This window comes from Nocardia sp. NBC_00508 (assembly GCF_036346875.1).
Lineage (GTDB): Bacteria > Actinomycetota > Actinomycetes > Mycobacteriales > Mycobacteriaceae > Nocardia.
In genome coordinates, this window is sequence record NZ_CP107852.1 from 5,773,258 (window position 1) to 5,794,897 (window position 21,640).

The following is a 21,640-nucleotide window of genomic DNA, read 5'->3' on the forward strand; positions in this document are numbered from 1 at the left end:
CGAATTACTAATGGTGGGAATGTCCGATACTCAGTGGAGCATAGGGAGTATGCCGCCACGGCGTCCGGCGGCCATGGGCAAGTGAGGTTGCGGATGCTGTTCGTTGGCTCGCGGAGACCGGTCGTGTGGACCTGGTCGGGTGGAGGGCGTGCATGACGACCTTCGAAGACATCGAGATCGATCTTCCGTATCCCGCCTACGCCAAAGAGGGGCTCAAAGCGGTCGTCGACCTGGCGGAAGAATACATGCAGCGTTCGATCGTGCTGTTCGCGTCCGGTTTCGACGGCGGGCAGCCGGACATGATCGCTTGGCTGGCGGAGAACGAGCTGCTCAGCAAGGAAGGGCGCAAGCTCACCGAGGACGGTGCTCAGAAGCTCCAGCCGAAAGCGTCGGTGATGACCGACGGCTACGGCGAGAATAGCGGCAAAATCCAGGAGAGAGCGGAGCAACTGCGAACGTATAACGGCAGTGTCAATCAAAGCGCCATCGCGAGCTTCGACACGTCGAACAAGGCGTTCCAGGACGTGATCGGAATCGTGGACGAGCTCAAAGCCGAGCTGAGTGGGGAGCATCAGGTGACTCGGTGGCCAGATGGCAACCTGTACCTGACCGTCGCCGAGGAAGTCCGGTTGCTGCGCCTGATTGCGGAGGCAGTGGACGCTGTGCACGACCGGATCGAGGACGCGGACAGGGGCATGCAAAGGGACGCCAAGAATATCTACGATCTGATGCCGGACCTCCCCCGCAACCCTTACGGTAGCGCGCCGGATGTCGGGAGCCAGGGGCCGTGGGCGCAGGCCCCGAGCACGGCCAAAATCGCCCCCGGTAACGGAAGCCGGGACGATATTGTCGCGAAGGCGCAGGAGCAGCTGAGGCTCGGTGTTACCGAAAGCGGCGGCAACAATATCCCGGTGTTCCGCGGCCCGGACGGCAAACTTTACAAAGCCCCCTACAACATCAACGACGCATGGTGCGCGGCCTTCTCCACCTGGGTGTGGGATCAGTCCGGTTACAACGTCGACTGGAGCAACAAGAATTACGTGCCCGCCATCTGGAACGACGCCAAACACTTGGGATTGGCGGCGCATATATCGAGTGCCCAGAGAGGGGACATGATCATCTTCGACTGGGAGGGCGATGGAACCCCGGACCATGTGGGCATCGTGGAATCCGTGGACCCCAGAACCGGCCGAATCAACACGATCGAAGGAAATTCCAGTGATCGTCTGCAGAACCAGAGTTATTCCATGAACTCAGGATCGCTCGTCGGCGTCGTCAGGCCGCCATCCTCTGCGGCCGACAGGGCATCCTGACGGGTCCGCCCGCGGTGTCGGCCGATCACCCAGCTGGACTATGGCGGTGATCCGGTCGGATCAAGGGGTGCACCGCAATTCGATGGTGCCCGATTCTCGCCAGCCACCCGGTGACTCGCGACGCTGCCCGAGGCGGTCGTCGACGCATTCGTTTGCGCGCTCGCCGGTTGCTGGGCGGCCAACTGCCGGGAACCGGGGCCACCGCGCCTGCGTGCCCATCAAGCGGCATTTGCCCGACTCGCCGGAGATTGGCTGGCGTGTCGACCCGGCTGGGCGTAGTTGCCGGAAAAGCGGATCTGTCTTCGAAAAACACAAGGTCACTGGATGTTTGCCATGGCTTGGGGGTCGTACGAGGGCGCTGGAAGTCCGATGGATGGGCGTGTCGTGTGAGCGAAACTGCGTGAAATGGACGCGGAGGGCTTCGGTCTGGGTCACGCTGGGCACATGTGGATGTTCGGGCAGTGCCGGAACACCGGCGTGACAAGGCATCGAGGACGTGATCGAAACGCGTCCGCCGCTCTGGTCGGAATGGGGGTGCTGAGGGTGAATCAGACGTCCGAGGACCGGGCGATTCCCGGAAAGGAACTGCTGCTAGCGGCATTTCGCGGCCTACCGCACATAGATCACCCGATGCTGGAGGCGGCCGGCGAATTGGCTCAGCTGCACCGGACTCGCGAACGCACACCGCTCAGCCGGTGCGACAAACTCGACCGGCGACGGGCGCAATTGGTCCGCGGCATCGACCGCTGGGTCACCTTGGCGGCGCCGATCCCGCCTCCCGCCGCGCCCGAACACTCCGAGACCGTGGGCCGAATGGTGGACCGCCTGGCCATGCTCGTCGCCCAGGCATTCGCGGCTCTCGCCTACGCGCCCGACGCCGTCTTCTACGACGCCTGGATCCAGATCGACGAATTGGCCGACGGCTACCAGGATCTCATCGATGACCTGCGCACCGGGGCCAGGCGACTACCCGAGGGGCACTACGACCGCTGGTAACTATTTGCCCCGTCCGAACAGCCGGGACGCCCGAGGGCGGCGTCGCGGCAATGTCGCGTACACCATGGTCATGTCGGCGAAGACTTCCGCTTCCCGCTCGCGGTCGGTGCCGAATTCGGCACGGCCGAGCACATGTTCGATGGAGTGCGGCGAAATCGAGGGCAGGATGACGGCCAGCGAGGGTGGCAGCGGAGCACCGCGCTCCTCGTCTTTGTGGTGACCGAGCAACATGTGACCGATCTCGTGCAGGATGACGTGATCGGCGTTGCGGCCGGTCGCCGCGGCGTCGTACACGATGATGTCGTCGTGCTTACGCGCTACCCACAGACCGCCGCCGCCGCAGCCTGTCTCGGCCAGCATCGCCTTCGGAACGGGGTGCAGGCTGATCGAGCGGCCGCGATGCGCTGCCACTGCGGCCAAATAGGCGGTCAGGTTCCACGGGTTGGGGAGCGGCACGCTTCGGGTCGCGTCCCCGAAACGCGCTTCCATGCTGGTCATCGGCGCCAACCTTACCTACATCGCGGCCGCTAGTCATCCGCAGAACCGGACATACCGGTAGTAGGTGATCACCCGTGGGAGAACGTGATCGGTTACTCCGTGGGCGGCTCGGTGGCCAGGGGTTGCGCCCGCATGGCACGGATGGCCAGGTAGTTCAGGCCCCACAGCGCGACACCGATGGCCAGCAGCACGCCCGCGATGGCGTATTGCGCCGGATTGCGGTCGGTGAACGGTGTGACGAGGAATCCGCAGGTCACCGCGCCGAGGATGGGCAGTGGCGTCGGCGTGTGGAAGTGCTTGTGTGCCACCTTGTCTCGCCGCAGCACCAGGACGGCCACGTTGACCACGGTGAACACCGCCAGCAGTAGCAGCGCGGTGGTGCCGCCGAGTTCGGGCACCTCGCCGACGAACACGATGAGCCCGAGCGCGAGCAGCGTGGTGAAGACAATGGCGTTGTAGGGGGTGCGGCGCCGCTCGCCCACATTGCCGAACGGTCGCGGCAGCACACCCTGCCTGGCCATCCCGTAGATCAGGCGGCTGGCCATCAGCATGTTGATCAGCGCCGAGTTGGCGACCGCGAACATGGTGATGTACGCGAAGACGTGCGTCGGGAAGTCGGGCGCGCCGACCTCGACCACCTTCAGCAATGGTGTATCGCCCTGGCCGAGTTGGTCGGCGGGGACGAGCGCGATCGCGCTGATGGACACCAAGACGTAGATGAGCCCCGTGATCAAAAGCCCGGCGAGCAGCACCTTCGGGAAGATCCGGCTCGGTTCCTTGCACTCCTCGGCCATGTTCACCGAGTCCTCGAACCCGACCATGGCGAAGAACGCGAGCGTGGTGGCCACGATGACGCCGCCGAGCGCGCTGCGCTCACCGGTGTCGAATTCCACGATGCGCGAGAAATCGCCGTCGCCGACGCCCAACGCCCAGCAACCGACGCCGATGACGATCAGCAGGCCGGTCAGCTCCACACAGGTGAGCAGCACGTTGAGCTTCACGCCCTCGCTCACCCCGCGCAGGTTGACCGCCGCCACCACCGTCATGAACACCAGCGCGATCACCGTCACCGCGATACCGGTGCCGATATCCAGGTCGAAGGCTTCGGCGAAGTTGGCCGCGAAGGCTCGCGAGGCGGTGGAGGCGGAGGTGATCCCGGAGCTCATCACCGCGAAGGCGACCATGAAGGTGAGGAAATGGATGCCGAAAGCCTTGTGCGTGTACAGGGCGGCGCCCGCGGCGTGCGGATACTTGGTGACCAGCTCGAGATAGCTGAAACCGGTGATGAGCGCGACCAGGAACGCGACGAGGAAAGGAACCCACACGGCGCCGCCGACCTCGTTGGCCACCTTGCCGGTGAGCGCGTAGATGCCGGTGCCCAGGATGTCACCGACGACGAAAAGCAGCAGCAGCCCCGGCCCCATCACCCGTTTTAGTTCGGGCTCGGAGTGGCCTGTCGGATTCACGGCGATATCGGACATGCGTCCTCCCCTCGGCAGTAAGGCCGAGGGTACCCATTCCAAGGGGAAATAGTCGCCTTATGCGCCGCGGTGTGCCTAGTCCATTCGGTGCGCGGCGTCCACGATCATGGCCGCGGAGTCGCGCGGGCTCAGTGCCATGGCGCGCAGCTGGTCGAAGATGACGCCGAAGCGCCGGATTTCGGTGTGCCCCTCGATCAGCTCGTCACCCGCGATGCCCTCGACATAGACCAGTTCGGGGTCGGCGGGATCAGGGAAATCCAGCAGCGTGAAGGGCCCGGCCATGCCCGGGTGCGCGCCCGCGTCGAACGGCAGGATCTGCAAGATCACGTTCTTGCGCTTGGTTTCCAGCAGCAGCCGCTCGAGCTGGCCGCGCATCACCGAGGGGCCGCCGACCGTGCGCCGGATCGCGGCCTCGTCCATCACCACCCACAGCTCGAGCGGCTCCTCCTTGGAGAGGTTGGCCGCGCGATCCATCCTGGCCCTCGCCCTGCTCTCCATGACCGACGCCTCCAGTTTCGGCATCGAGGTGTCGATCACCGCCGTCGCGTACTCGTAGGTCTGCAAAAGCCCTGGGATGATGGAGGTTTGGTAGTGACGGGCGGACAGCGCCTCGGACTCGAAGTTGATGTAGGCGGCGTACACCTCCGACACGCTGCCCTCGTAGGCGCGCGACATGCCGGGCTTCAACGCGTCCGACAGCAACTCCAGTGCGTCATCGCGCTGGTCGTCGCCGATGCGGTACAGGTCGAGCATCGCCATGAGGGTGCGGCGCTGCGGACGCGCCTGCGCGGTCTCGATCCGGTACAGGGTGGTGACGTTGATCCCGGTCTTCGCGCTGACTTCTTCTTTGCTGAGCTGGGCGTACTCGCGCATCTCGTGCAGCATTGCCGCCAGACGTCGCAACCGGACGGTCAGTACGGTGCGCTTGCCTGCCATCAGAACAACCCTTTCGGTCTTGCGCACTTGCTGGAACGCGTTACGGCGTTCTCACCTGAATCCCGCTCCCATGCAGCGAATCTGCGACGAAAGCGTGAGCACAGCAACAGAGACTACCTCCAGTGATCCGCGTTATGGTCAGTGTTTTTCGAGGCGAAGGCGATTGCGGGGAAGCCTGGGTGTAAACCGGGCCGAACGTCGGCCGCGCTGTGGTCGCCATCCCGGCGAGGCTACTGCTGGGTGCGGCGGCATCGTTGCCGTTGCCACCGGCTCGTTGCTGATTGATTGCCATGTGTGCGAAGAGGGGCGATATGTCGCTCTTTGTCGCTGAAAATCTGGAGAATTGTGGGATGCGAAGAGTTTGCTACAGTTCGATTTCATCTGGTGTTCCGCTCTGATGCGAGCCGGTGCCGGTGGATAATGGCCGCGTGACGAGGATGGATCACCGCGCGCCGACAAGCGCCTCCGCGGTCGAGAGCGTCGTCGCGGGCACGCCGCAGAGCGTGGGTAGCTTCCGCTTCTGGTTCGAGGATCAGCGGTGGGAATGGTCGGACGAAGCCGCGGCTGTCTACGGCTACGCCGCCGAGAGCACGCAACCGAGCACCGAGTTGCTGTTGGCGCACAAGCACCCCGACGACCGCGCGCTGGTCGCCCGGTCCATCGACGCCGCCGTGCGCACCGGCGAGCCGTTCTGCGGCCGCCACCGCGTCATCGATACCTCCGGGCGGGTCCATCACGTCATCGTCGTCGCCGACCGGATGTTCGACGACCGGGGCCTGGTGGTCGGCACGACCGGATATCTCATCGACGTGTCCGACGCGCTCGAGGAGAACCGGCAGGAGATCCTCGATGACACCCTGCCCGAGCTCGTCGAATCACGGGCGGTGATCGAGCAGGCCAAAGGGGTGCTCATGGTGGTCTACGGCATCAATGCCGAACAGGCGTTCCGGGTGCTGCAATGGCGTTCCCAGGAAACCAACGTCAAGCTGCGCACGCTGGCGCACCAGCTGGTCAACGAGATTCCCGCCATGGGCGGCGGTCCGGCCTCGCAACGGGCCCGCTTCGACCATCTGCTGCTGACCATGCGCGGCGACGTCGTGGCGGCGGAGTGAGCGGCCGAAGCTTCTGCGTGGACTCGGTCGAGGTGGCCCGCTCGGACAACGCGAGCAGGTTCACCTTCGCCCGCAGATGAATCCGGCCCCGCCGCAGACTCGCTCCACGGTGGCGTGCCGTGCCGATTCCGTCGGATCGCCCGTGCGACCGCGGCTTACGCAGCGCGCCGGTCACCGACCGCCCCGCACTCTCGAGCTGACGTGGCGGCGCGTGGCCCGCTGCGTCGTCGCGTCGGAAGGCGGCCGGTCAATGCAATCGGCCACGGTTTGGTCGTTCGACCAGTCCCACTGGAGGTAAGTCGGAGACAATTTAGATGTACTAACTATTTGTGGGATGGAGTCGTTGTGGTCAGTGAGTACACATCGGCGCTCGAGCGGGACATCGTGAAGATGCGTGGGCAGCACGAGGAGTTGCTGCGGGCCGAGCGGAAGTGGTCGTTGCGAGCGATGTTCAGTACGCCCGACTGGGACATCGTCGACTACTGCCAGGGCTTCCGGCCGAACCGGTTCGGGGCACAGGCGTGTGCGGAGGTCGAGCGATTCTGCCGCGCCCAGCAGATCTGGCTCGAGCCCGGTGGCGAGCACTACAACAGCATGACGCCTTACCTGCATCCCGGCGCCATCAGCGCCGAGCGGATGACGATCATCGGTCTCTACAACGCGATCCTGTTCTGGCTCAACGACACTGTCGGCCGAGAGAAGTTCGGGCACTTGGACGACGACGAGCAGCGACAGGCGCGCGTCGCGGTCGACCGGCTGTGCTCGCTGCTGCGTACACGCCCGGCGTCGGGCGATGCGAACCCGGTGGAGGCCTCGACGTCGGCCTTCCTCGCCATGCTGTCCGCCCTCGCCGACCCGGCATGGCTCGACCGGTTCATCGAGGCCACCATCGATCATCTGCGGCCCGCGATCCGGGACCAGAACGCTCGCGCCCGCGGTGGACTGCTCAGCGTGACGGAGTACATCGACCTGCGCGCCCAGGTGTCGGGGATGTATCCGGCCATCGCGCTGTGCGAGTTCGGTCGCGACGACTACCTACCCTGGGGCCGGATCCGGCGTGCCGGGCTCGCCGGTGACCTCCGCCGATTGCGGAGGTTGACCGTCGAGATCGGGGCGCTGATGAACGACGTGTTCTCCTTCGAAAAGGAGTGCATCGTCGATCTCGCGGACTTCAATCTGATCTCCGCGGTCCTGCTGAACAACCCCGGGTGGTCGCTGGAGGACGCCGTGCACGGCGCCGGCGAGATCGTTCGGGCGCGGCTCACGGAATTCCGGCAGGTCGGGGCTGTCACCGCCGAACAATGCGATCGAGTGGGAGCGAGCGACGCGGCTCTGGCGGCCACCGTTTCGACCCATATCGCGGATCTGGTCGCCTGTGTGCAGGCAACCTGGGCCTGGCAGATCAAGACGCTGCGCTATAAGGGCGCGTCGATATTCACCGAGAACGGCACGGGTTAGTTCCGCATCCTCACCAGCTGTGGGAATACTTCCGAGCGGCAGTACTCGACGGTATCGAACATATGTGGATACGATGCGTCGGGGGCTATCTCCGGCCTGAATGGTGAGGGGGTTTGCGGTGGAACAGTTCGAACTCGCCACACTGGCGAACTCGTGGTGGCAGGCGTTGCAGGCCGTCACGGGTGGCTCCGTGTTCGTTCCCGCCCCCGAGATTCTGCTGCTCGACCTGGTCGAGGAGCTGGTTTCCGGCCTGGAGGCCGAACCGTTCGACGCCGGTGTGGGTGCTCGCGTAGGCGCTGCGCTGGCCTCCGCCGGGTTCGTCGCCCCCGGCATCCCCAGCGCCTCCGCGCAGGCGCTGTTCGAATTGGCCGACCGCGCCCCGACCAGCGGCCGGCGGCTCGCGGCGCTGCTCGCCGCGATGGGGCAGGGGTACGAAGCGCACCTGCGCGCGCATGAGGAGCAGCCCGCGGAGGCGGCGGGTGAAGCGACCCGAGCAGCCGACGAACGGTTCCGCGTCGTCTTCGACAACGCCGCCATCGCGATCGCGATCGGCGACACCGATGGGACGCTGCTGGACGCCAACCGCGGGCTGGCCGACATGATCGGCGTCCCGGTCGACACCCTGCGGGGAGTGTCGGTCTACGACTTCGCGCATCCCAATGACCGGGATGGCATCCGCACGCTGGTCTACGAGCGGCTGGTCCCGGCCGGGCAGGGCACGGTGCGGTTGGAGCAGCGGATTCGTCGCGCCGACGACAGCTATGGCTGGGCGGCGTTCGCCATCACCTTCGTCAAGGGTGCCGACGGGCACAGCGACTACCTGCTCGCGGTCGGCGAAGACGTGACCGAGCAGCACCGGATGCGCGAGGAGCTGCACCGGCAGGCCCGGCACGACCCGCTCACCGGCCTGCCGAACCGGCGGCATCTCATCGAACGGATCGACGAGATGATCGCGAGCGCGGGCAATGGGGACCGCGCGGGGTTGTGTTTCGTCGACATCGATCGCTTCAAGCACGTCAACGACCGCTACGGCCATGGCACAGGTGACCAGATCCTCACCGCCGTGGCCGCGCGTTTGCAGGACAGTGTGCGTGGCTCGGGTTGTCTGATCGCCCGCATCGGCGGTGACGAGTTCGTCGCGCTGATCCCGCCGCCCGCCAGCGACCACCGGGTGGCCGCCGTGGCGAACAGCCTGCTCGAGGCCTTGGTCGATCCGATCATCGCGGGCGACCGGCGGCTACGCATGTCCATCAGCATCGGCGCGGTCGTCACCGCGGTCGCGGGCGCCGATGCCGAATCGCTGCTCGATGCCGCCGACACGGGCCTCTACCGCGCCAAAGCCGATGGCAAGGGCCGGTGGGTGCTGCACATTCTCGACACGGATACCTCCCGGCAACCTGCGTTGTGAGCCGGTCGGGCGTCGGCAAGGATCGTTCAGCGTTCTGTCAACCTGTGCAGGAAAGCTGGGGGGACGATCGGCCATTCGTCTTTCCAGAGTCCTTCGCGGAGGTCGTAATTCAGGGTGTGCAGCAGCGACGTGATCCACGTGCCTTCATCGAGCAGCGGTCGGATGAGGCCGATGTCGGCGTGTTTGGCCACCACCGGCACCAGGGCGTCCTTCGCCGCGTCGGTCCTTCCGGCCGCCGCGAGGCAGGAGGCGAGCAGCAGCTGCGCCTGCGCCGCGGCTCGCGGGCGTCGAGTGGTGTCGATGGCGTCGCGCAACTGCTGGGCGCGTGCGACCGCGGCCGCCGCCCGTTTCGCTGCTCCGGACCGCAGCAGCATCCGGATCGCGGAATCCTCGCGCATTTCCGCGGCCATCGTCGCGATGCCGTCTTCACCAGCAGGCGGTTCGGTGACGTATGTCGCGGTGAGTCCGAGCCGCACCTGCTCGTTGGCGATCCGGGTGGCCAGCCGCGGCAGCTTCAGGGCACGCGCGGCCTCCGCGCCTTCGTCCAGGCGGCGCGCGGCGGCCGCGAGGTCACCGCGCAGGGCCTTGATCCTGGCTCCGGTGGCGTAGGCGGCCATCATGAATTCGACCGGCCCGCCCTCGGTGCCCAGCCGCCCCGCCTCGTCCAGCAGACGTTCCGCGGCGGCGAGCTGGTCGCGTTCATAGAGCAATTCGCCGAGTAGAGCGCTTGCCAACCGTGCGGCGTAGGACTGCGGGCCCGACGAGGTGGTGGCGATGTGCAGCGCGGTGCGGAAGCTGCGTTCCGCCGCGGCGACGTCGAGCTGTTCCCGCGCCGCGATGCCGACCAGGCTATGGCTGTACATCAGGCTGAACGTGTTGCGGGTCTCCCGGTAGTACGGGGCTGCCCAGTCATGCCATTCGCGTGCTCTGTCGTACTCGAACCGGCAACGCGCGGAGAACGAGGCGAGGTTGGCGGCCGCGCCCAGTGCCCACGGCCCCAGCGTGTCGGCGCGGGCCAGGCATCGGGTGACCACGGAGTCCACGCCTTCCGGGCGGTCGGCGAACACGTGCTCCACACACTCGATGAGATCGGCCTCGACCGCGACATCGGGATCGGGCTCCGGTGACTTCTCGAGTGACGCCCGGACCAGCCGCAATGCGGCGTGCAGGTCGGTGGTTCGCCGCAGGAGAGCGTTCGTCCACGCGACACCGATCTGTAGTTGCGGGCGTGCGCAGGCTTCCGCCGGTGGAAGTTTGGCGACCAGGCCGAGGAAGGTCGCGAGCTGGCCGTCTTGTACCAAGGCGCGGGCCTTCGCCTCGAGGAAGTCGACGGCCTTCTTCTCGTCGCCGCATGCCAGCGCGTGATCGATGGCTTCGCTGAGCATTTCGTGCTCGGCGAACCAGGAGGCCGCGGCACGATGCAGTTCGGCCACCTGCTCGGCATGGTCCCGTTCGAGTCGCTGCCGGAGGAACTCCGCGAACAGATGGTGGTAGCGGAACCATTCACCGCCTTCGTCGATCCGGCGCAGGAACAGATTGCGGCGTTCGAGGTTCTCCAGCACGGCCTGACCGTGCGGCTTGCCGGTCAGCGCGGTCGCCAGGCTCCCGCAGATCCGTTCTGGTAGCGAGGTTTTGAGTAGCACATCGAGCAGATCCGGCTCGACGGTGTCGAGCACGTTCTCGGCCAGGTATTCGCCGATGGTGTGATGGCGGCCGGACAGGTGAGAGATCAGCGTCGCGGGGTCAGGGTGCTCGCGCAGCGACAGCGAAGCCAGCTGCAATCCGGCCGCCCAGCCTTCGGTGCAGTCGCGCAGCTCGGCGCTCTCCTTGTCGGCCAGCGCGACACCGCTCTGCTCGGCGAGGAACGCGCGCGCTTCCTCGGCGTCGAAACGCAATGCGGCGGCATCGATTTCGACGATCTCATGGCGAACGCGCATGGTGCCGAGCGGCAAACTCTCCAGCGATCGGCTGGTCAGAATGATCTGCAGGTGCTGCGAGCCCTGCTCGACCAGGAAATGCAAGGCGTCGACGGCGGCCGGGTCGGTGACCCGATCCCAGTCGTCGATGACGAGCGCGAACCGATCACCGCGTTCCTGGATGCTGTTGATCAGCGTGCTGAGCACATAGCGTGCGGCGTTGTCGTCACCCTCTTCGAGTATCCGCGCCAACTGGGGCGCCAGCTCCGGGCTCGCCCGGTTGAACGCCTCGATCAGGTGGGTGAGGAACCAGACCACGTTGCTGTCGTCGCGGTCGGCGTTCAACCACGCCACCGTGACACCGTCGGTTTCGGCGAGACGCTTGGCCCACTGGGCCGCCAGCGTGCTCTTGCCGAACCCGGCGGGGGCATGGATGACGGCAAGCCGTGGTCGCGGCTCGGTCTGCAACGCGTCCATCAGGCGGTCGCGCCGGACCAGCGGCCGGGAGGACATCGCCGGGCGGAACTTCGTCTCGGGCGTGGGCGGCGTCTTGGGGTGGGCCGAGGGGTGCCTCGCCGTGGCGGCCATCGGCCGCGTGCTGAGGTCCTCCTGTATCGAGACCGCATGGTCGACGGTCGGCAGGGTCATGTTCTCGATCGGCAGGCCGTTGTCGCGCTGGATACCGCGCAGCGACTCCCCGAACGCGGTGGCCGAGCGGGGACGGTTCGCCGGTTCCTGCGACATACTGGCCTCGATGGCGGCGCAGACGTCGTCGGGGATGCCTCCGGGACGCAGATCCGGGAGCGGATCGGCGGCGATCCGCAGGAACTGGGCGACGATCTGCTCGCCGGAACGGCGTTCGTACGCCGCGTGGCCGGTGATCATGGCGAACAGCGTCGCGCCGAGCCCATAGACGTCGGAGGCGACCGAAGGAACCCCCGAGCGCAGGACCTCCGGCGCGGTGAATGCCGGGGAACCGGTCACCACTCCGGCCGCGGTCTCGAAACCGCCTTCGACACGGGCGATCCCGAAGTCGGTGAGCTGCGGCTCGCCGTAGTCGGTGAGCAGGACGTTGTCCGGCTTGATGTCGCGATGCAGAATCCCGGCGCGATGCGCGGTCTCCAGGGCCCCGGCCAGCTTGATGGTGATCCCGATGGCCTCTTGCCATGGCAGGAAATTCTCTCGGCGGATGCGGTTGGCCAGGGAACCCTGCGAGTGATACGGCATCACCAGATAGGGGCGTCCGCTGTCGGTGGTGCCCACGTGCAGGATCGGCACGATGTTCGGGTGGCCGGACAGCGCGCCCATCGCCTGCTGCTCGCGCAGGAACCGCTCGACATTCTCCGGCTCCAGATCCGGCCGTCCGGTGAGGACCTTGACCGCGACGCTGCGATTCAGCGCGCGCTGCCGACAGCGGTAGACGACGCCGAAACCGCCCTTGCCGATCACTTGCGGGTCGTCGAGACCCGCGCCCTCCAGTTCCTGCTCGATATCTGGAGGCCGATCGCGCTCTGTGGCGAACGGGTCCGAACCAGCCATTGCCCTGCTCTGCCTCGGGTGTCTACGGTCCTGCGATAGATACCCAGTTTATGCCTGGCGAACCTTCCGGTTTGGTTATTGCGAGTGCGGTAACCGGGAGGCGATCCATCCCGATGCGACGAACAGGATCACGCAGATGACCATTGACGTCTGGGCGCAACACCCTACGCAGAGGTTCCTCGCCCACGACATGTTCGCCTCGCTGCGGCGGTGGACCGGCGCCACCATCCCGACCGGCGACATCCCGCTGATGGTCACCTTGGATGCGATGGATGCCGCGGGCGTCGACCAAGCGCTGATCTCGGCCTGGCACGCGCCGGACGGGATTCTCATCTCCAACGACGAGGTCGCGGCATGGGCCGCCGAGGCGCCGGAGCGTCTGTTCCCCGTCGCGTCGGTGGATCTGCGCAGGCCGATGGACGCGGTGCGGGAACTGCGCCGCCGCGCCGGACAAGGATTCAAGGGCTTGCGGGTGCTGCCGTGGTTGTGGGAGCTTCCGCCGACCGATCGTCGCTTCTATCCGCTGTTCGCGGCCTGTGTCGACCTCGGGCTCCCGTTCTGTACGCAGGTGGGACACACCGGTCCGCTGCGGCCGTCGGAGACCGGTCGCCCCATCCCGTATATCGATCAGGTCGCGCTCGACTTTCCGGAACTGACCATCGTGTGCGGACATATCGGCTATCCGTGGACGGAGGAAATGATCGCCGTCGCGCGCAAGCACGAGAACGTCGTCATCGACACCTCGGCGTACACGACGAAACGTCTTCCCGCGGAGCTGGTCTCATACCTCGAGTCCGGTAGTGGCCGCCGCAAGGTGCTGTTCGGCACGAACTACCCGATGATCTTCCCGCAGCACGCGCTCGACGGCCTCGACGCTCTCGGCCTCGACGATGAAACACGCGAGCTGTACCTGGATGGCAACGCCCGTCGCGTGTTCGGGCTGACGGGTTGACCCGCAACAGCTGGGCCGAGCGATTCCGCCGACGGCTCGGACGACGGCATGTCGCGCGGTCTGCCGCGGCCGCGGGCCATAGGATGCCTCGGCACGCCGGAGTCGCCTCGCGCTCGAGCCGGAGCACTCCACGATCCGTGGCGTCACTCGGCCGGTTCACTTTGTGAGGAGGTCACATGCTCTGGGTGGTCCAGGCACTGGCGGTCGCGGCCGCCCTACTCCACGTCGGCATCTTCGTCATGGAGTCCGTGCGGTTCACTGATCCCAAGGTGTACAAGGGAATCTTTCAGATGGCTGATGGCGAGATGCCCGCGGCGCGGACGTGGGCGTTCAACCAAGGCTTCTACAACCTGTTCCTCGCGGTGACGGCACTGGTGGGCGTGGCGCTCCTGCGGTCGGTGCCGGAGGCGGGGTGGGCGCTGGTATTGACGGGATGCGGGTCGATGCTGGCCGCCGCGGTGGTTCTGGTCGCCCACGACCGCCGGTTCGCCAGGGGCGCAGTGATCCAAGGCACGCTGCCCGCGCTGACGCTGCTGGCCGCTCTGACCCAGCTGTGAGTCGAATGGCCGGCTCTGGTGCGACGCTGCGGCATTGCTGGCGAAGTGGCGATCTCGACCACCACTGACGAACCGAGGCCCGCAGAGGGCGCGGCGAGCGATGGCGGGAGTAGCGATGAGCGGAGTTGCCCTGGTCGGATTCGGTTACCGGATTCGGCCGTCGCCGGGCGGCGGTGCCGCGGCCAAGCGGACGCCGAAATCGATTGCGGTCGGTGCGCTCTGGGCATTTCGCGGCATCAGGAGCCCTTGACCGCAGAAGGGCGGACGCAATCTTGCGTTCTTGCACCTGTACGTGCATGATCCAGCTAACCTAGTTGTGACAACCGATCCGATGACCGGGATAACCGAATCGAGAGCCAATCATGTTGGTACAAAGAGCGTTGGTGTCGGGTGAATTCGGAGTAGGGCGGTGAGCGCGCCGACGGTTGGCGCATTGCCGACCGCGCCGCAATTATTGTGTGCCTTCCAGGGACGCCGTTTCCAAGATCGGGAACTGCTACGGTCCGCACACGCGCTCGCCGAGCTACATCAGCGCCGCGCCGAGCTGAAGGACGTCGCACTCATCGCCGAAATCGACTGCAGGCGTGAGGAACTCGTCGATGACATCAACGACTGGGTGGCGCAGGAGATGCCGCAGCACCGCAATGGGGCTTCGCTGCACACCGAGAGCCTCGGCGCGGTGGTGGACCGGATGGCGCGGAGCTGGGTGGACGCGAATCAGGTCATCGATAGCGAAGGCGCGCGAAGCGACAATACCCACAAACATTGGTATCAGCTGGCCGAACTCGTCGACGGTTACACTGATCTGGTAACCGACGTGGCCGGTGGCCGCCGCCGTCTGCCCGAGCAGTGATGCCCCGACGATGATCTCGTCGCGACGGTGGTCTCGTCCGCGATAGTGACATTGCCCCGCAGCGTCATTTGTCCGACTGGCCACGTCCGCGCCGTGCTCGCACCCTGCACATCATCGCGGACGATCTCGCCAACACGTCGCGCCGCGCGGCACCCGGCCTGCGGTGCCGAGTCATTTGACCAGTAACTTCACCCCAGGGCGGCCGCCGGCACAGTGACGGCGGGCGCAACGGGGCGCCCCGCCCGGCGTGCCGCGTGGTCGACTGGCACGGCACGTCCGCCACGGATCCCGCTGTACGACAATCACTCCGCCGTGTGCGGGACAACGGCGCGGGCCCGTCAGCGCACCTGCGGGGCGACCTTCGTGCCGAGCAGCTCGATGGTGTGCAAGACCTTTTCGTGCGGCAGGGTGCCGACGCTGGTGTGCAGCATGAAGCGGTCCAAGCCGAGCGTTTCACCTACCGCGGCGACCTTTTCGGCGACGTAGTCGGGTGTGCCGACGAACAGCGAACCTCCCGGTGCGCGCAACGCGTCGAACTGAGCGCGGGTCATGGGACCCCAGCCGCGTTCACGCCCGATGGTGCTCATCGCCAACGCGTACGGCTCGTAGAAGTCGGCGACGGCTTGCTCGTCGGTGTCCGCGACGTACCCGTGCGCGTGCACCGCGACCGCCTGCTTCGGGTGCCCCGCCTGTTCCAGAGCACGGTGGTAGAGGTCGACCAGCGGTGCAAACCGGGCCGGCTGTCCGCCGATGATCGCGATGGCCAGCGGAAGGCCGAGCAGTCCTGCGCGGATTACCGACTCGGGGCTGCCGCCCACCGCGATCCAGACCGGCAGGGGCCGGTGGTCGGTGCGCGGGTAGACGACGGCGTCGCGCAGCGGCGGACGGAATCTGCCGCTCCAGGTGACCGGCTCGTCTTGCCGAATGTGCAGCAGCAGCGCCAGCTTCTCGTCGAAGAGTTCGTCGTAGTCGGCCAGGTCGTAGCCGAACAGCGGGAACGATTCGGTGAACGAGCCGCGCCCTGCCATGAGCTCGGCGCGACCCGCGGACAGGCCGTCCAGCGTGGCGAAGTCCTGGTAAACGCGGACCGGATCGTCCGAGCTCAACACGCTGACCGCGCTGGTGAGCCGGATCCGCTCGGTGCGGGACGCGATCGCCGCGAGCACGATCGCGGGCGCGGAGGCGGCGAAGTCCTTGCGGTGGTGTTCACCGACCCCGTAGACGTCGAGTCCGGCCTGCTCGGTGGCGACGGCCTCCGCGACCACTTCGCGCAGCCGCTCGGCCGCGGTCGGTGCGGGCCGGTCGCCGACGGGGTAGAGCTCGGCGAAAGTCGTGAGTCCCAGTTCCACGGTTCGAGCCTCTTTCGAGTTGTTTCGATGTCAACCAATTCTGTAAACGGACCGCGGTCCGAGACTATTCCGGCTGGGTCTCGGCATCCATCCGACCGTCCCATTACGCTGTTCGCTATGTCTGTCCGCACCCGCAAGCCGCTTGTCCCCGGCACGCTGTCGCCTACCCGTGAAGTCGCGCGCGCGATCGAGCGCCCGGAGTACGCGTGGAAGAAGACCGCCAACGAGGGGCGTGAGCCCTGGGTGCAGACCGCGGAGACGATCGAGCAGATGCGGATCGCGGGCAAGATCGCCGCGCAGGCGCTGGCGGAGGCGGGCAAGGCGGTCGCGCCCGGCGTCACCACCGACGAGCTGGATCGCATCGCGCACGAGTATCTGTGTGACCACGGGGCGTATCCGTCGACCCTCGGCTACAAGGGATTTCCGAAGTCGTGCTGCACCTCGCTGAACGAGGTGATCTGCCACGGTATCCCGGACTCCACCGTGATCGAGGACGGCGACATCGTCAATATCGACGTCACGGCCTACATCCACGGCGTACACGGCGATACCAACAGGACCTTCCTCGCCGGTGACGTCGACGAGGAGGTGCGCCTGCTCGTCGAGCGGACCGAGGAGGCCACCATGCGGGCCATCAAGGCGGTCCGGCCGGGTCGCGCGCTCAACGTGATCGGGCGGGTCATCGAGTCCTATGCCAACCGTTTCGGCTACGGCGTGGTGCGCGACTTCACCGGCCACGGCGTCGGCCCCACCTTCCACAGCGGCCTGGTCGTCCTGCACTACGACCAGCCTTCGGTGGAGACCGTCATCGAACCGGGCATGACGTTCACCATCGAGCCGATGATCAATCTCGGCGGCATCGATTACGAGATCTGGGACGACGGCTGGACCGTCGTCACCAAGGATCGCAAGTGGACCGCGCAGTTCGAGCACACCCTGGTCGTCACCGAGTCCGGGACCGAGATCCTGACCTTGCCGTGACCAGCCTCGTCGTGGTCCACGGTGGGCGTGGTGTGCGATGAAGGGCGCGCTGCTGGTCGCGGGCACCACCTCCGACGCGGGCAAGAGCGTCGTGGTGGCCGGGATCTGCCGGATGCTGGCCCGGCGCGGTGTGCGCGTCGCGCCGTTCAAGGCGCAGAACATGTCCAACAATTCCGTGGTCACGCTGGACGGCGGGGAGATCGGCCGTGCGCAGGCGTTGCAGGCGCAGGCGTGCGGGCTGGAACCGAGCATCCGATTCAACCCCGTCCTGCTCAAGCCGGGTAGTGATCGGCGCTCCCAGCTGGTGGTGCGGGGCACGGCGATCGGCACGGTCGGGGCCGAGGACTACTTCCGGCACCGGCGGGAATTGCGCGCTGTCGTGGCCGCCGAACTCGCCGCGCTGCGCGCCGAATTCGACGTGGTGATCTGCGAGGGCGCCGGATCGCCCGCCGAGATCAACCTGCGCGCGACGGATCTGGCGAACATGGGCCTGGCGCGCGCCGCACGGCTGCCGGTGCTGCTGGTCGGCGACATCGATCGCGGCGGCGTGCTTGCCCACCTGTTCGGCACCGTCGCGATCCTGGAACCCGAAGACCAGCAGTTGATCTCGGGCTTCGTGGTCAATAAATTCCGTGGCGCGCCGGAGCTGCTGCGGCCCGGTCTGGACCGCCTCACCGAGCTCACCGGTCGCCCCACCCTCGGCGTGCTCCCGTACGCCGAGGATCTCTGGATCGACGCCGAGGACTCACTCGGGACCCTGGCCGACGCGCCGGTCGGTCGTCCGCGACCGCCGGTGGGCGCCGAATGGCTGACCGTTGCGGCCATCCGGCTGCCGCGCATCTCCAACTCCACCGACGTCGAGGCGCTGGCCTGCGAACCCGGCGTCGCGGTGCGCTGGGTGAGCGAGCCGTCCCGGCTGGCGGGCGCGGATCTGGTGATCGTGCCGGGCAGCAAGGCGACGGTGTCGGATCTGCGGTGGTTGCGGCGCACCGGCATCGCCGACGGGCTGCGCGCCCGCGCCGCCGCGGGACGTCCGATCCTGGGTATCTGCGGCGGGTATCAGATGCTCGGTACCCACATCCTCGACCGGGTCGAGTCCGGCGAAGGCGTGGTCGACGGACTCGGGTTGCTCGACCTCGCGATCGAATTCGCCGAGCCGAAGGTGTTGCGCCGCAGCGCAGGCCACGCTGCGGGGACCGCAGTGCGCGGCTACGAGATCCACCACGGCCGGGTGACCCACCGCGGCGACCCGGCATGGCTCACGGTCGACGGCGAGCCGGAGGGCAGCGTGCGCGGCGCGGTGTGGGGCACCCACCTGCACGGGCTGCTGGAGTCGGACGAATTGCGGCGCGGCTGGCTGCGCGCCGTCGCCGCGGCCGCGGGACGAACGGGTTTCGTTGTGGCCGAAGATGTTTCGGTGGCCGACGTGCGGGCCGCGCAGCTCGATCTGGTAGCCGGGCTGGTCGAAGACCATCTCGACGTGGCGGCGATCGAGCGCCTCCTCGCCGAGGGTGCGCCCGCGGATCTGCCCACCCTGGCCACTGGCACTGTTCTCCCTGGTGACGCTATCGGTTGACGCGGCGGACCTCGCCCCTTACCTTGCAGTAAGGAATTCGGTCCCAGGTAAGGCGCGGGCCGACGGTCGGGTGAGGAATATGGCGACGGACAAGAAGCCCAACAGCCGAGGGGGAAGCGTGGTGTCGGCGACCGTGACGAGCAAGGGGCAGATCACCATCCCGATCGACGTGCGCGTCGCGATGGGGCTGCGCGCCGGTGTGCGGGTCGCCTTCGTGCCCACCCCCACCGGCACCTACGAACTGGTGCCGGAGACGCGCACGATCAAGTCGCTGAAGGGCATCGTCGGCTGGTCCGGCTCGCCGATCGGCCTGGCCGAGATGAACGAGGCGATCGCGGGCAACATCGTGGAAGGCAAGGGGCGATGATCGGTCTGGACGCGAACGTGCTGATTCGCTACCTCACCCAGGACGACCCGGAACAGTCCGCGCGGGCCAACCGGGTGATCGACGGGCTCAGCGAGAGCAGGCCCGGCTACGTCACGATGATCGTGCTCGCCGAGATCCACTGGGTACTGCGCCGCGGCTACAAACAGGACCCGGAAGCCGTCACCGACGTGCTGCTCGGCCTGCTCGACTCCGCCGAGATCGTGGTCGAGCGCGCCGACACCGTGCGGCAGGCGCTGCGCCGGGCCGCAGACGGAGCGGACTTCGCCGACGCGCTGATCCAGCAACTCGGTCAAGAGGCGGGATGTGACCTGACCGTCACCTTCGATCACAACGCAGGTGAGCAGGCCGGAATGCGCCTGCTCACCTGAGTGCCGCCCCGCATACGCCCCTGTGGCCCGGCCGTCCGTGTAGCGTGATTCGGCATGGAATCTCGGCGGATCACGGTGGGTGACCGGGCGTGGACCGTGCGGATCGACGGGCCGCAGTCCCGGCACAGCGTCCTGCTGCTGCCCGACGCGGGTGATCCGGCGGACGTCTACGACCAGGTATGCGCCCGCCTGCACACTTCGGACCTGCGCACCTTCGCGGTGGAGTCGATCGAGGGCCTGGACGCGGCCGGTGTGACCGCGCTCCTGGACGAGCTCGGGCTGCCGTGGGTGAACGTCGCCGGACGCGGTGCGGGCGCCGTGCTGGCCTGGCAGGCCTGCGCCCGCGGCTTCGGCCGGTTCCAGAGCTTGGTCGTCGCCGACCGCGGGCATCCGGCCGTACCGGGCACCGACGGCGCGGTGGCGGACGCGACCACCGGTCAGGTGGAGGTGCCGACCACGCTGCTGGTCACCAAGAACATGCCGCGCTCGGTGGCCGACCCGTCGGGACGGTTCGTCTACGGCGAGTTCCGGGTGATCGAGGTCGACGTCACCAACGTGGCCACCGAAGCCGACCACGAGCTGGCCACCGAGATCGTGCTACGCACCAGCCTCTGGTGACTGCCGGCGGGCCGCCGCCTGGTAGCCGGCCAGCCAGTCCAGCCAGCTGTCCAACTCGGCGAACGCCTGCGCCAGCGCCTTGGGCCCGGACAGGAACACGTCGTGCTTGGCGCCGTCGATCGGCACCATGTTGGTGCGGTCACCCAGACAGCCCGACCAGCGCTGGATCTGCTTGACGTCGAGAACCGCGTCGGCCACGTCCACCGCGGGACCGTACCGCCGGGCGAACTTGGTCATCCTGGAGCGCAGGATCAGCGACGGCACCCCGATGTCGAGGCCCTCGTGCAGCCGTGCGTGGCCGTTGCGGATCGCGCGCAACCAGCCGAGCCGAACCGGGAAGCCCTCCAACGGTTTCCAGTCCAGGTTGTAATCCCACTCGCCGGACACCGACCGGTGCAGGCTGTCGCCGTAGGTGCTGATCTTGCCCCCGGGCAGCTCGACCATCCTCCGGAACCGCCCGACCGCCTTGATGAACCGTGTTCCGATGGTCCGGTAGTACGCCGGACCCTGCAGGTCGAACCACGGGCTGTTGAGTACCAGGCCGGTGATCCCCGCCGCGGCCGTCCCTCGGGAGCGGTTGAGCCGGTCCAGCCACAGCGACGCGACCAGACCGCCGGTGGAATGCGCGGTGATGACCACCGGCGCACTGGTCTCGGCCTGCACGATCCGCAGCGACTCGTCCAGTTCCCGATCGTAGAAAGCGAGATCCGTCACATAGTGCGGTGTATGCCCTTCCCGCAGCGAGCGGCCGCACTTGCGCAGGTCGAGCGCGTAGAACTGGAACCCGCGCTCGGCGTAGTGCTCGGCGAGGTGCTCTTGAAAGAAGTAATCGGTGAATCCGTGGACGTAGAGCACCACGCCCGCGGTCTGCTCGACGGCGCCGCTGGGCACGTAGCGCACCAGCGTGGCGACCACGTCGCCTTCGCCGTCGGGATCGGGGCCCAGCGGAAGCGTGCGCTGCTGGTAGTGCGGGCCTAGGACGTCGGGGAGCCAGTCCCCGTCGGCAGCGGTGACGCGGACGCCATCCGGAGAGGTGTTGACCGGCTCGGCAAGCGACTGTTCGTTCGTCACGCGACCAATGTATTGGACGGCGCCGTGAGCCGACAGACCATCGCGGTCTCCCTGCCGCGGAAGTGACGACGATCTCTGTCGCATTCCGCACATTCGGCAGGCCGACCGCGTGTCGCGGGGGTGGTGAGGTGCACAATTGGGCCTAGGTGAACGGCGGGTAACCTGACTCCCGCCATAGTGTTCGGGAACGGCGGAGCCGGACCCGAGTGACAACCACACACCGTGCCCAGGCAGGTCCACCCGCCCGGTGGGCCCGCGCAGAAGGACAAG

General features: G+C 67.1%; 19 protein-coding genes. 13 read left to right on the plus strand and 6 right to left on the minus strand.

Translation table 11 applies throughout. The features are described 5' to 3' along the window. Window positions 1–152 precede the first annotated feature (152 nt). Window positions 153–1,313, plus strand: a complete 1,161-nt coding sequence (locus tag OHA40_RS25805; protein WP_330229452.1) for a C40 family peptidase — start codon at window positions 153–155, stop codon at window positions 1,311–1,313. 543 nt (window positions 1,314–1,856) lie between these two features. Beyond that, complete coding sequence (locus tag OHA40_RS25810) at window positions 1,857–2,309, plus strand: DUF4254 domain-containing protein (RefSeq protein WP_330229453.1); 453 nt, start codon at window positions 1,857–1,859, stop codon at window positions 2,307–2,309. On the opposite strand, the gene OHA40_RS25815 is transcribed toward OHA40_RS25810, so the two are convergent. The 3 genes from OHA40_RS25815 to OHA40_RS25825 all read right to left on the minus strand — a co-directional run bounded on the left by OHA40_RS25815 (window position 2,310) and on the right by OHA40_RS25825 (window position 5,224). Continuing rightward, on the minus strand, window positions 2,310–2,807 hold the full coding sequence (locus tag OHA40_RS25815; protein WP_330229454.1) for a hypothetical protein: 498 nt from the start codon (window positions 2,805–2,807) through the stop codon (window positions 2,310–2,312). Between the two features lie 92 nt (window positions 2,808–2,899). Beyond that, window positions 2,900–4,288, minus strand: a complete 1,389-nt coding sequence (locus tag OHA40_RS25820) for an APC family permease (RefSeq protein ID WP_330229455.1) — start codon at window positions 4,286–4,288, stop codon at window positions 2,900–2,902. A 75-nt stretch (window positions 4,289–4,363) separates the two neighbouring features. Next, window positions 4,364–5,224 carry a helix-turn-helix domain-containing protein gene (locus OHA40_RS25825; protein WP_330229456.1) on the minus strand — a complete coding sequence of 287 codons (861 nt, stop codon included), beginning with the start codon at window positions 5,222–5,224 and terminating at the stop codon, window positions 4,364–4,366. Window positions 5,225–5,661: 437 nt separating this feature from the next. Here OHA40_RS25825 and OHA40_RS25830 point away from each other — a divergent pair, with 437 nt between their 5' ends. The 3 genes from OHA40_RS25830 (at window position 5,662) to OHA40_RS25840 (ending at window position 9,202) form a co-directional block, all read left to right on the plus strand. Then, window positions 5,662–6,336 carry a PAS and ANTAR domain-containing protein gene (locus tag OHA40_RS25830; RefSeq protein WP_330234374.1) on the plus strand — a complete coding sequence of 225 codons (675 nt, stop codon included), beginning with the start codon at window positions 5,662–5,664 and terminating at the stop codon, window positions 6,334–6,336. 345 nt (window positions 6,337–6,681) lie between these two features. Continuing rightward, window positions 6,682–7,794, plus strand: coding sequence for a terpene synthase family protein (locus OHA40_RS25835; protein ID WP_330229457.1), 1,113 nt, complete (start codon window positions 6,682–6,684; stop codon window positions 7,792–7,794). A 118-nt stretch (window positions 7,795–7,912) separates the two neighbouring features. Continuing rightward, window positions 7,913–9,202: a diguanylate cyclase domain-containing protein gene (locus OHA40_RS25840; protein WP_330229458.1), complete on the plus strand. Its 1,290-nt coding sequence runs from the start codon at window positions 7,913–7,915 to the stop codon at window positions 9,200–9,202. A gap of 26 nt (window positions 9,203–9,228) precedes the next feature. Here the strand turns inward: OHA40_RS25840 and OHA40_RS25845 are convergent, their stop codons facing one another. Continuing rightward, window positions 9,229–12,657 (minus strand): protein kinase domain-containing protein, encoded by a 3,429-nt coding sequence (locus OHA40_RS25845; protein WP_330229459.1) that lies wholly within the window; start codon window positions 12,655–12,657, stop codon window positions 9,229–9,231. 136 nt (window positions 12,658–12,793) lie between these two features. Here OHA40_RS25845 and OHA40_RS25850 point away from each other — a divergent pair, with 136 nt between their 5' ends. The 3 genes from OHA40_RS25850 to OHA40_RS25860 all read left to right on the plus strand — a co-directional run bounded on the left by OHA40_RS25850 (window position 12,794) and on the right by OHA40_RS25860 (window position 15,019). Then, on the plus strand, window positions 12,794–13,609 hold the full coding sequence (locus tag OHA40_RS25850) for an amidohydrolase family protein (protein ID WP_330229460.1): 816 nt from the start codon (window positions 12,794–12,796) through the stop codon (window positions 13,607–13,609). Window positions 13,610–13,785: 176 nt separating this feature from the next. After that, complete coding sequence (locus OHA40_RS25855; protein WP_330229461.1) at window positions 13,786–14,166, plus strand: DUF1304 domain-containing protein; 381 nt, start codon at window positions 13,786–13,788, stop codon at window positions 14,164–14,166. Between the two features lie 493 nt (window positions 14,167–14,659). Continuing rightward, on the plus strand, window positions 14,660–15,019 hold the full coding sequence (locus OHA40_RS25860; RefSeq protein ID WP_330234375.1) for a DUF4254 domain-containing protein: 360 nt from the start codon (window positions 14,660–14,662) through the stop codon (window positions 15,017–15,019). A gap of 338 nt (window positions 15,020–15,357) precedes the next feature. Here the strand turns inward: OHA40_RS25860 and OHA40_RS25865 are convergent, their stop codons facing one another. Beyond that, the gene (locus OHA40_RS25865) at window positions 15,358–16,368 is read right to left on the minus strand and encodes an LLM class flavin-dependent oxidoreductase (protein ID WP_330229462.1); all 1,011 of its coding nucleotides are present in this window, start codon (window positions 16,366–16,368) and stop codon (window positions 15,358–15,360) included. Between the two features lie 117 nt (window positions 16,369–16,485). Here OHA40_RS25865 and map point away from each other — a divergent pair, with 117 nt between their 5' ends. The 5 genes from map (at window position 16,486) to OHA40_RS25890 (ending at window position 20,299) form a co-directional block, all read left to right on the plus strand. Then, entirely contained in the window at window positions 16,486–17,349 is an 864-nt protein-coding gene (map, locus tag OHA40_RS25870; RefSeq protein WP_330229463.1) for a type I methionyl aminopeptidase, read from the plus strand. Window positions 17,350–17,386: 37 nt separating this feature from the next. Then, window positions 17,387–18,925 (plus strand): cobyric acid synthase, encoded by a 1,539-nt coding sequence (locus OHA40_RS25875; protein ID WP_330229464.1) that lies wholly within the window; start codon window positions 17,387–17,389, stop codon window positions 18,923–18,925. A 79-nt stretch (window positions 18,926–19,004) separates the two neighbouring features. Then, complete coding sequence (locus OHA40_RS25880) at window positions 19,005–19,292, plus strand: AbrB/MazE/SpoVT family DNA-binding domain-containing protein (protein WP_330229465.1); 288 nt, start codon at window positions 19,005–19,007, stop codon at window positions 19,290–19,292. Further along, window positions 19,289–19,681 carry a PIN domain-containing protein gene (locus tag OHA40_RS25885; protein WP_330229466.1) on the plus strand — a complete coding sequence of 131 codons (393 nt, stop codon included), beginning with the start codon at window positions 19,289–19,291 and terminating at the stop codon, window positions 19,679–19,681. Before OHA40_RS25880 ends, OHA40_RS25885 begins: the two co-directional genes overlap by 4 nt. A gap of 54 nt (window positions 19,682–19,735) precedes the next feature. After that, on the plus strand, window positions 19,736–20,299 hold the full coding sequence (locus tag OHA40_RS25890; protein WP_330229467.1) for an alpha/beta hydrolase: 564 nt from the start codon (window positions 19,736–19,738) through the stop codon (window positions 20,297–20,299). Here the strand turns inward: OHA40_RS25890 and OHA40_RS25895 are convergent. Next, window positions 20,279–21,244 carry an alpha/beta hydrolase gene (locus OHA40_RS25895; RefSeq protein WP_330234376.1) on the minus strand — a complete coding sequence of 322 codons (966 nt, stop codon included), beginning with the start codon at window positions 21,242–21,244 and terminating at the stop codon, window positions 20,279–20,281. The genes OHA40_RS25890 and OHA40_RS25895 overlap by 21 nt on opposite strands. Window positions 21,245–21,640 lie beyond the last annotated feature (396 nt).

Coding starts and splice junctions, on each gene's coding strand:
- OHA40_RS25805 (WP_330229452.1), top strand. CDS start 153: ATGACGACCTTCGAAGACATCGAGATCGATCTTCCGTATCCCGCCTAC.
- OHA40_RS25815 (WP_330229454.1), bottom strand. CDS start 2,807: ATGACCAGCATGGAAGCGCGTTTCGGGGACGCGACCCGAAGCGTGCCG.
- OHA40_RS25820 (WP_330229455.1), bottom strand. CDS start 4,288: ATGTCCGATATCGCCGTGAATCCGACAGGCCACTCCGAGCCCGAACTA.
- OHA40_RS25825 (WP_330229456.1), bottom strand. CDS start 5,224: ATGGCAGGCAAGCGCACCGTACTGACCGTCCGGTTGCGACGTCTGGCG.
- OHA40_RS25830 (WP_330234374.1), top strand. CDS start 5,662: ATGGATCACCGCGCGCCGACAAGCGCCTCCGCGGTCGAGAGCGTCGTC.
- OHA40_RS25845 (WP_330229459.1), bottom strand. CDS start 12,657: ATGGCTGGTTCGGACCCGTTCGCCACAGAGCGCGATCGGCCTCCAGAT.
- OHA40_RS25850 (WP_330229460.1), top strand. CDS start 12,794: ATGACCATTGACGTCTGGGCGCAACACCCTACGCAGAGGTTCCTCGCC.
- OHA40_RS25855 (WP_330229461.1), top strand. CDS start 13,786: ATGCTCTGGGTGGTCCAGGCACTGGCGGTCGCGGCCGCCCTACTCCAC.
- map (WP_330229463.1), top strand. CDS start 16,486: ATGTCTGTCCGCACCCGCAAGCCGCTTGTCCCCGGCACGCTGTCGCCT.
- OHA40_RS25875 (WP_330229464.1), top strand. CDS start 17,387: ATGAAGGGCGCGCTGCTGGTCGCGGGCACCACCTCCGACGCGGGCAAG.
- OHA40_RS25880 (WP_330229465.1), top strand. CDS start 19,005: ATGGCGACGGACAAGAAGCCCAACAGCCGAGGGGGAAGCGTGGTGTCG.
- OHA40_RS25885 (WP_330229466.1), top strand. CDS start 19,289: ATGATCGGTCTGGACGCGAACGTGCTGATTCGCTACCTCACCCAGGAC.
- OHA40_RS25890 (WP_330229467.1), top strand. CDS start 19,736: ATGGAATCTCGGCGGATCACGGTGGGTGACCGGGCGTGGACCGTGCGG.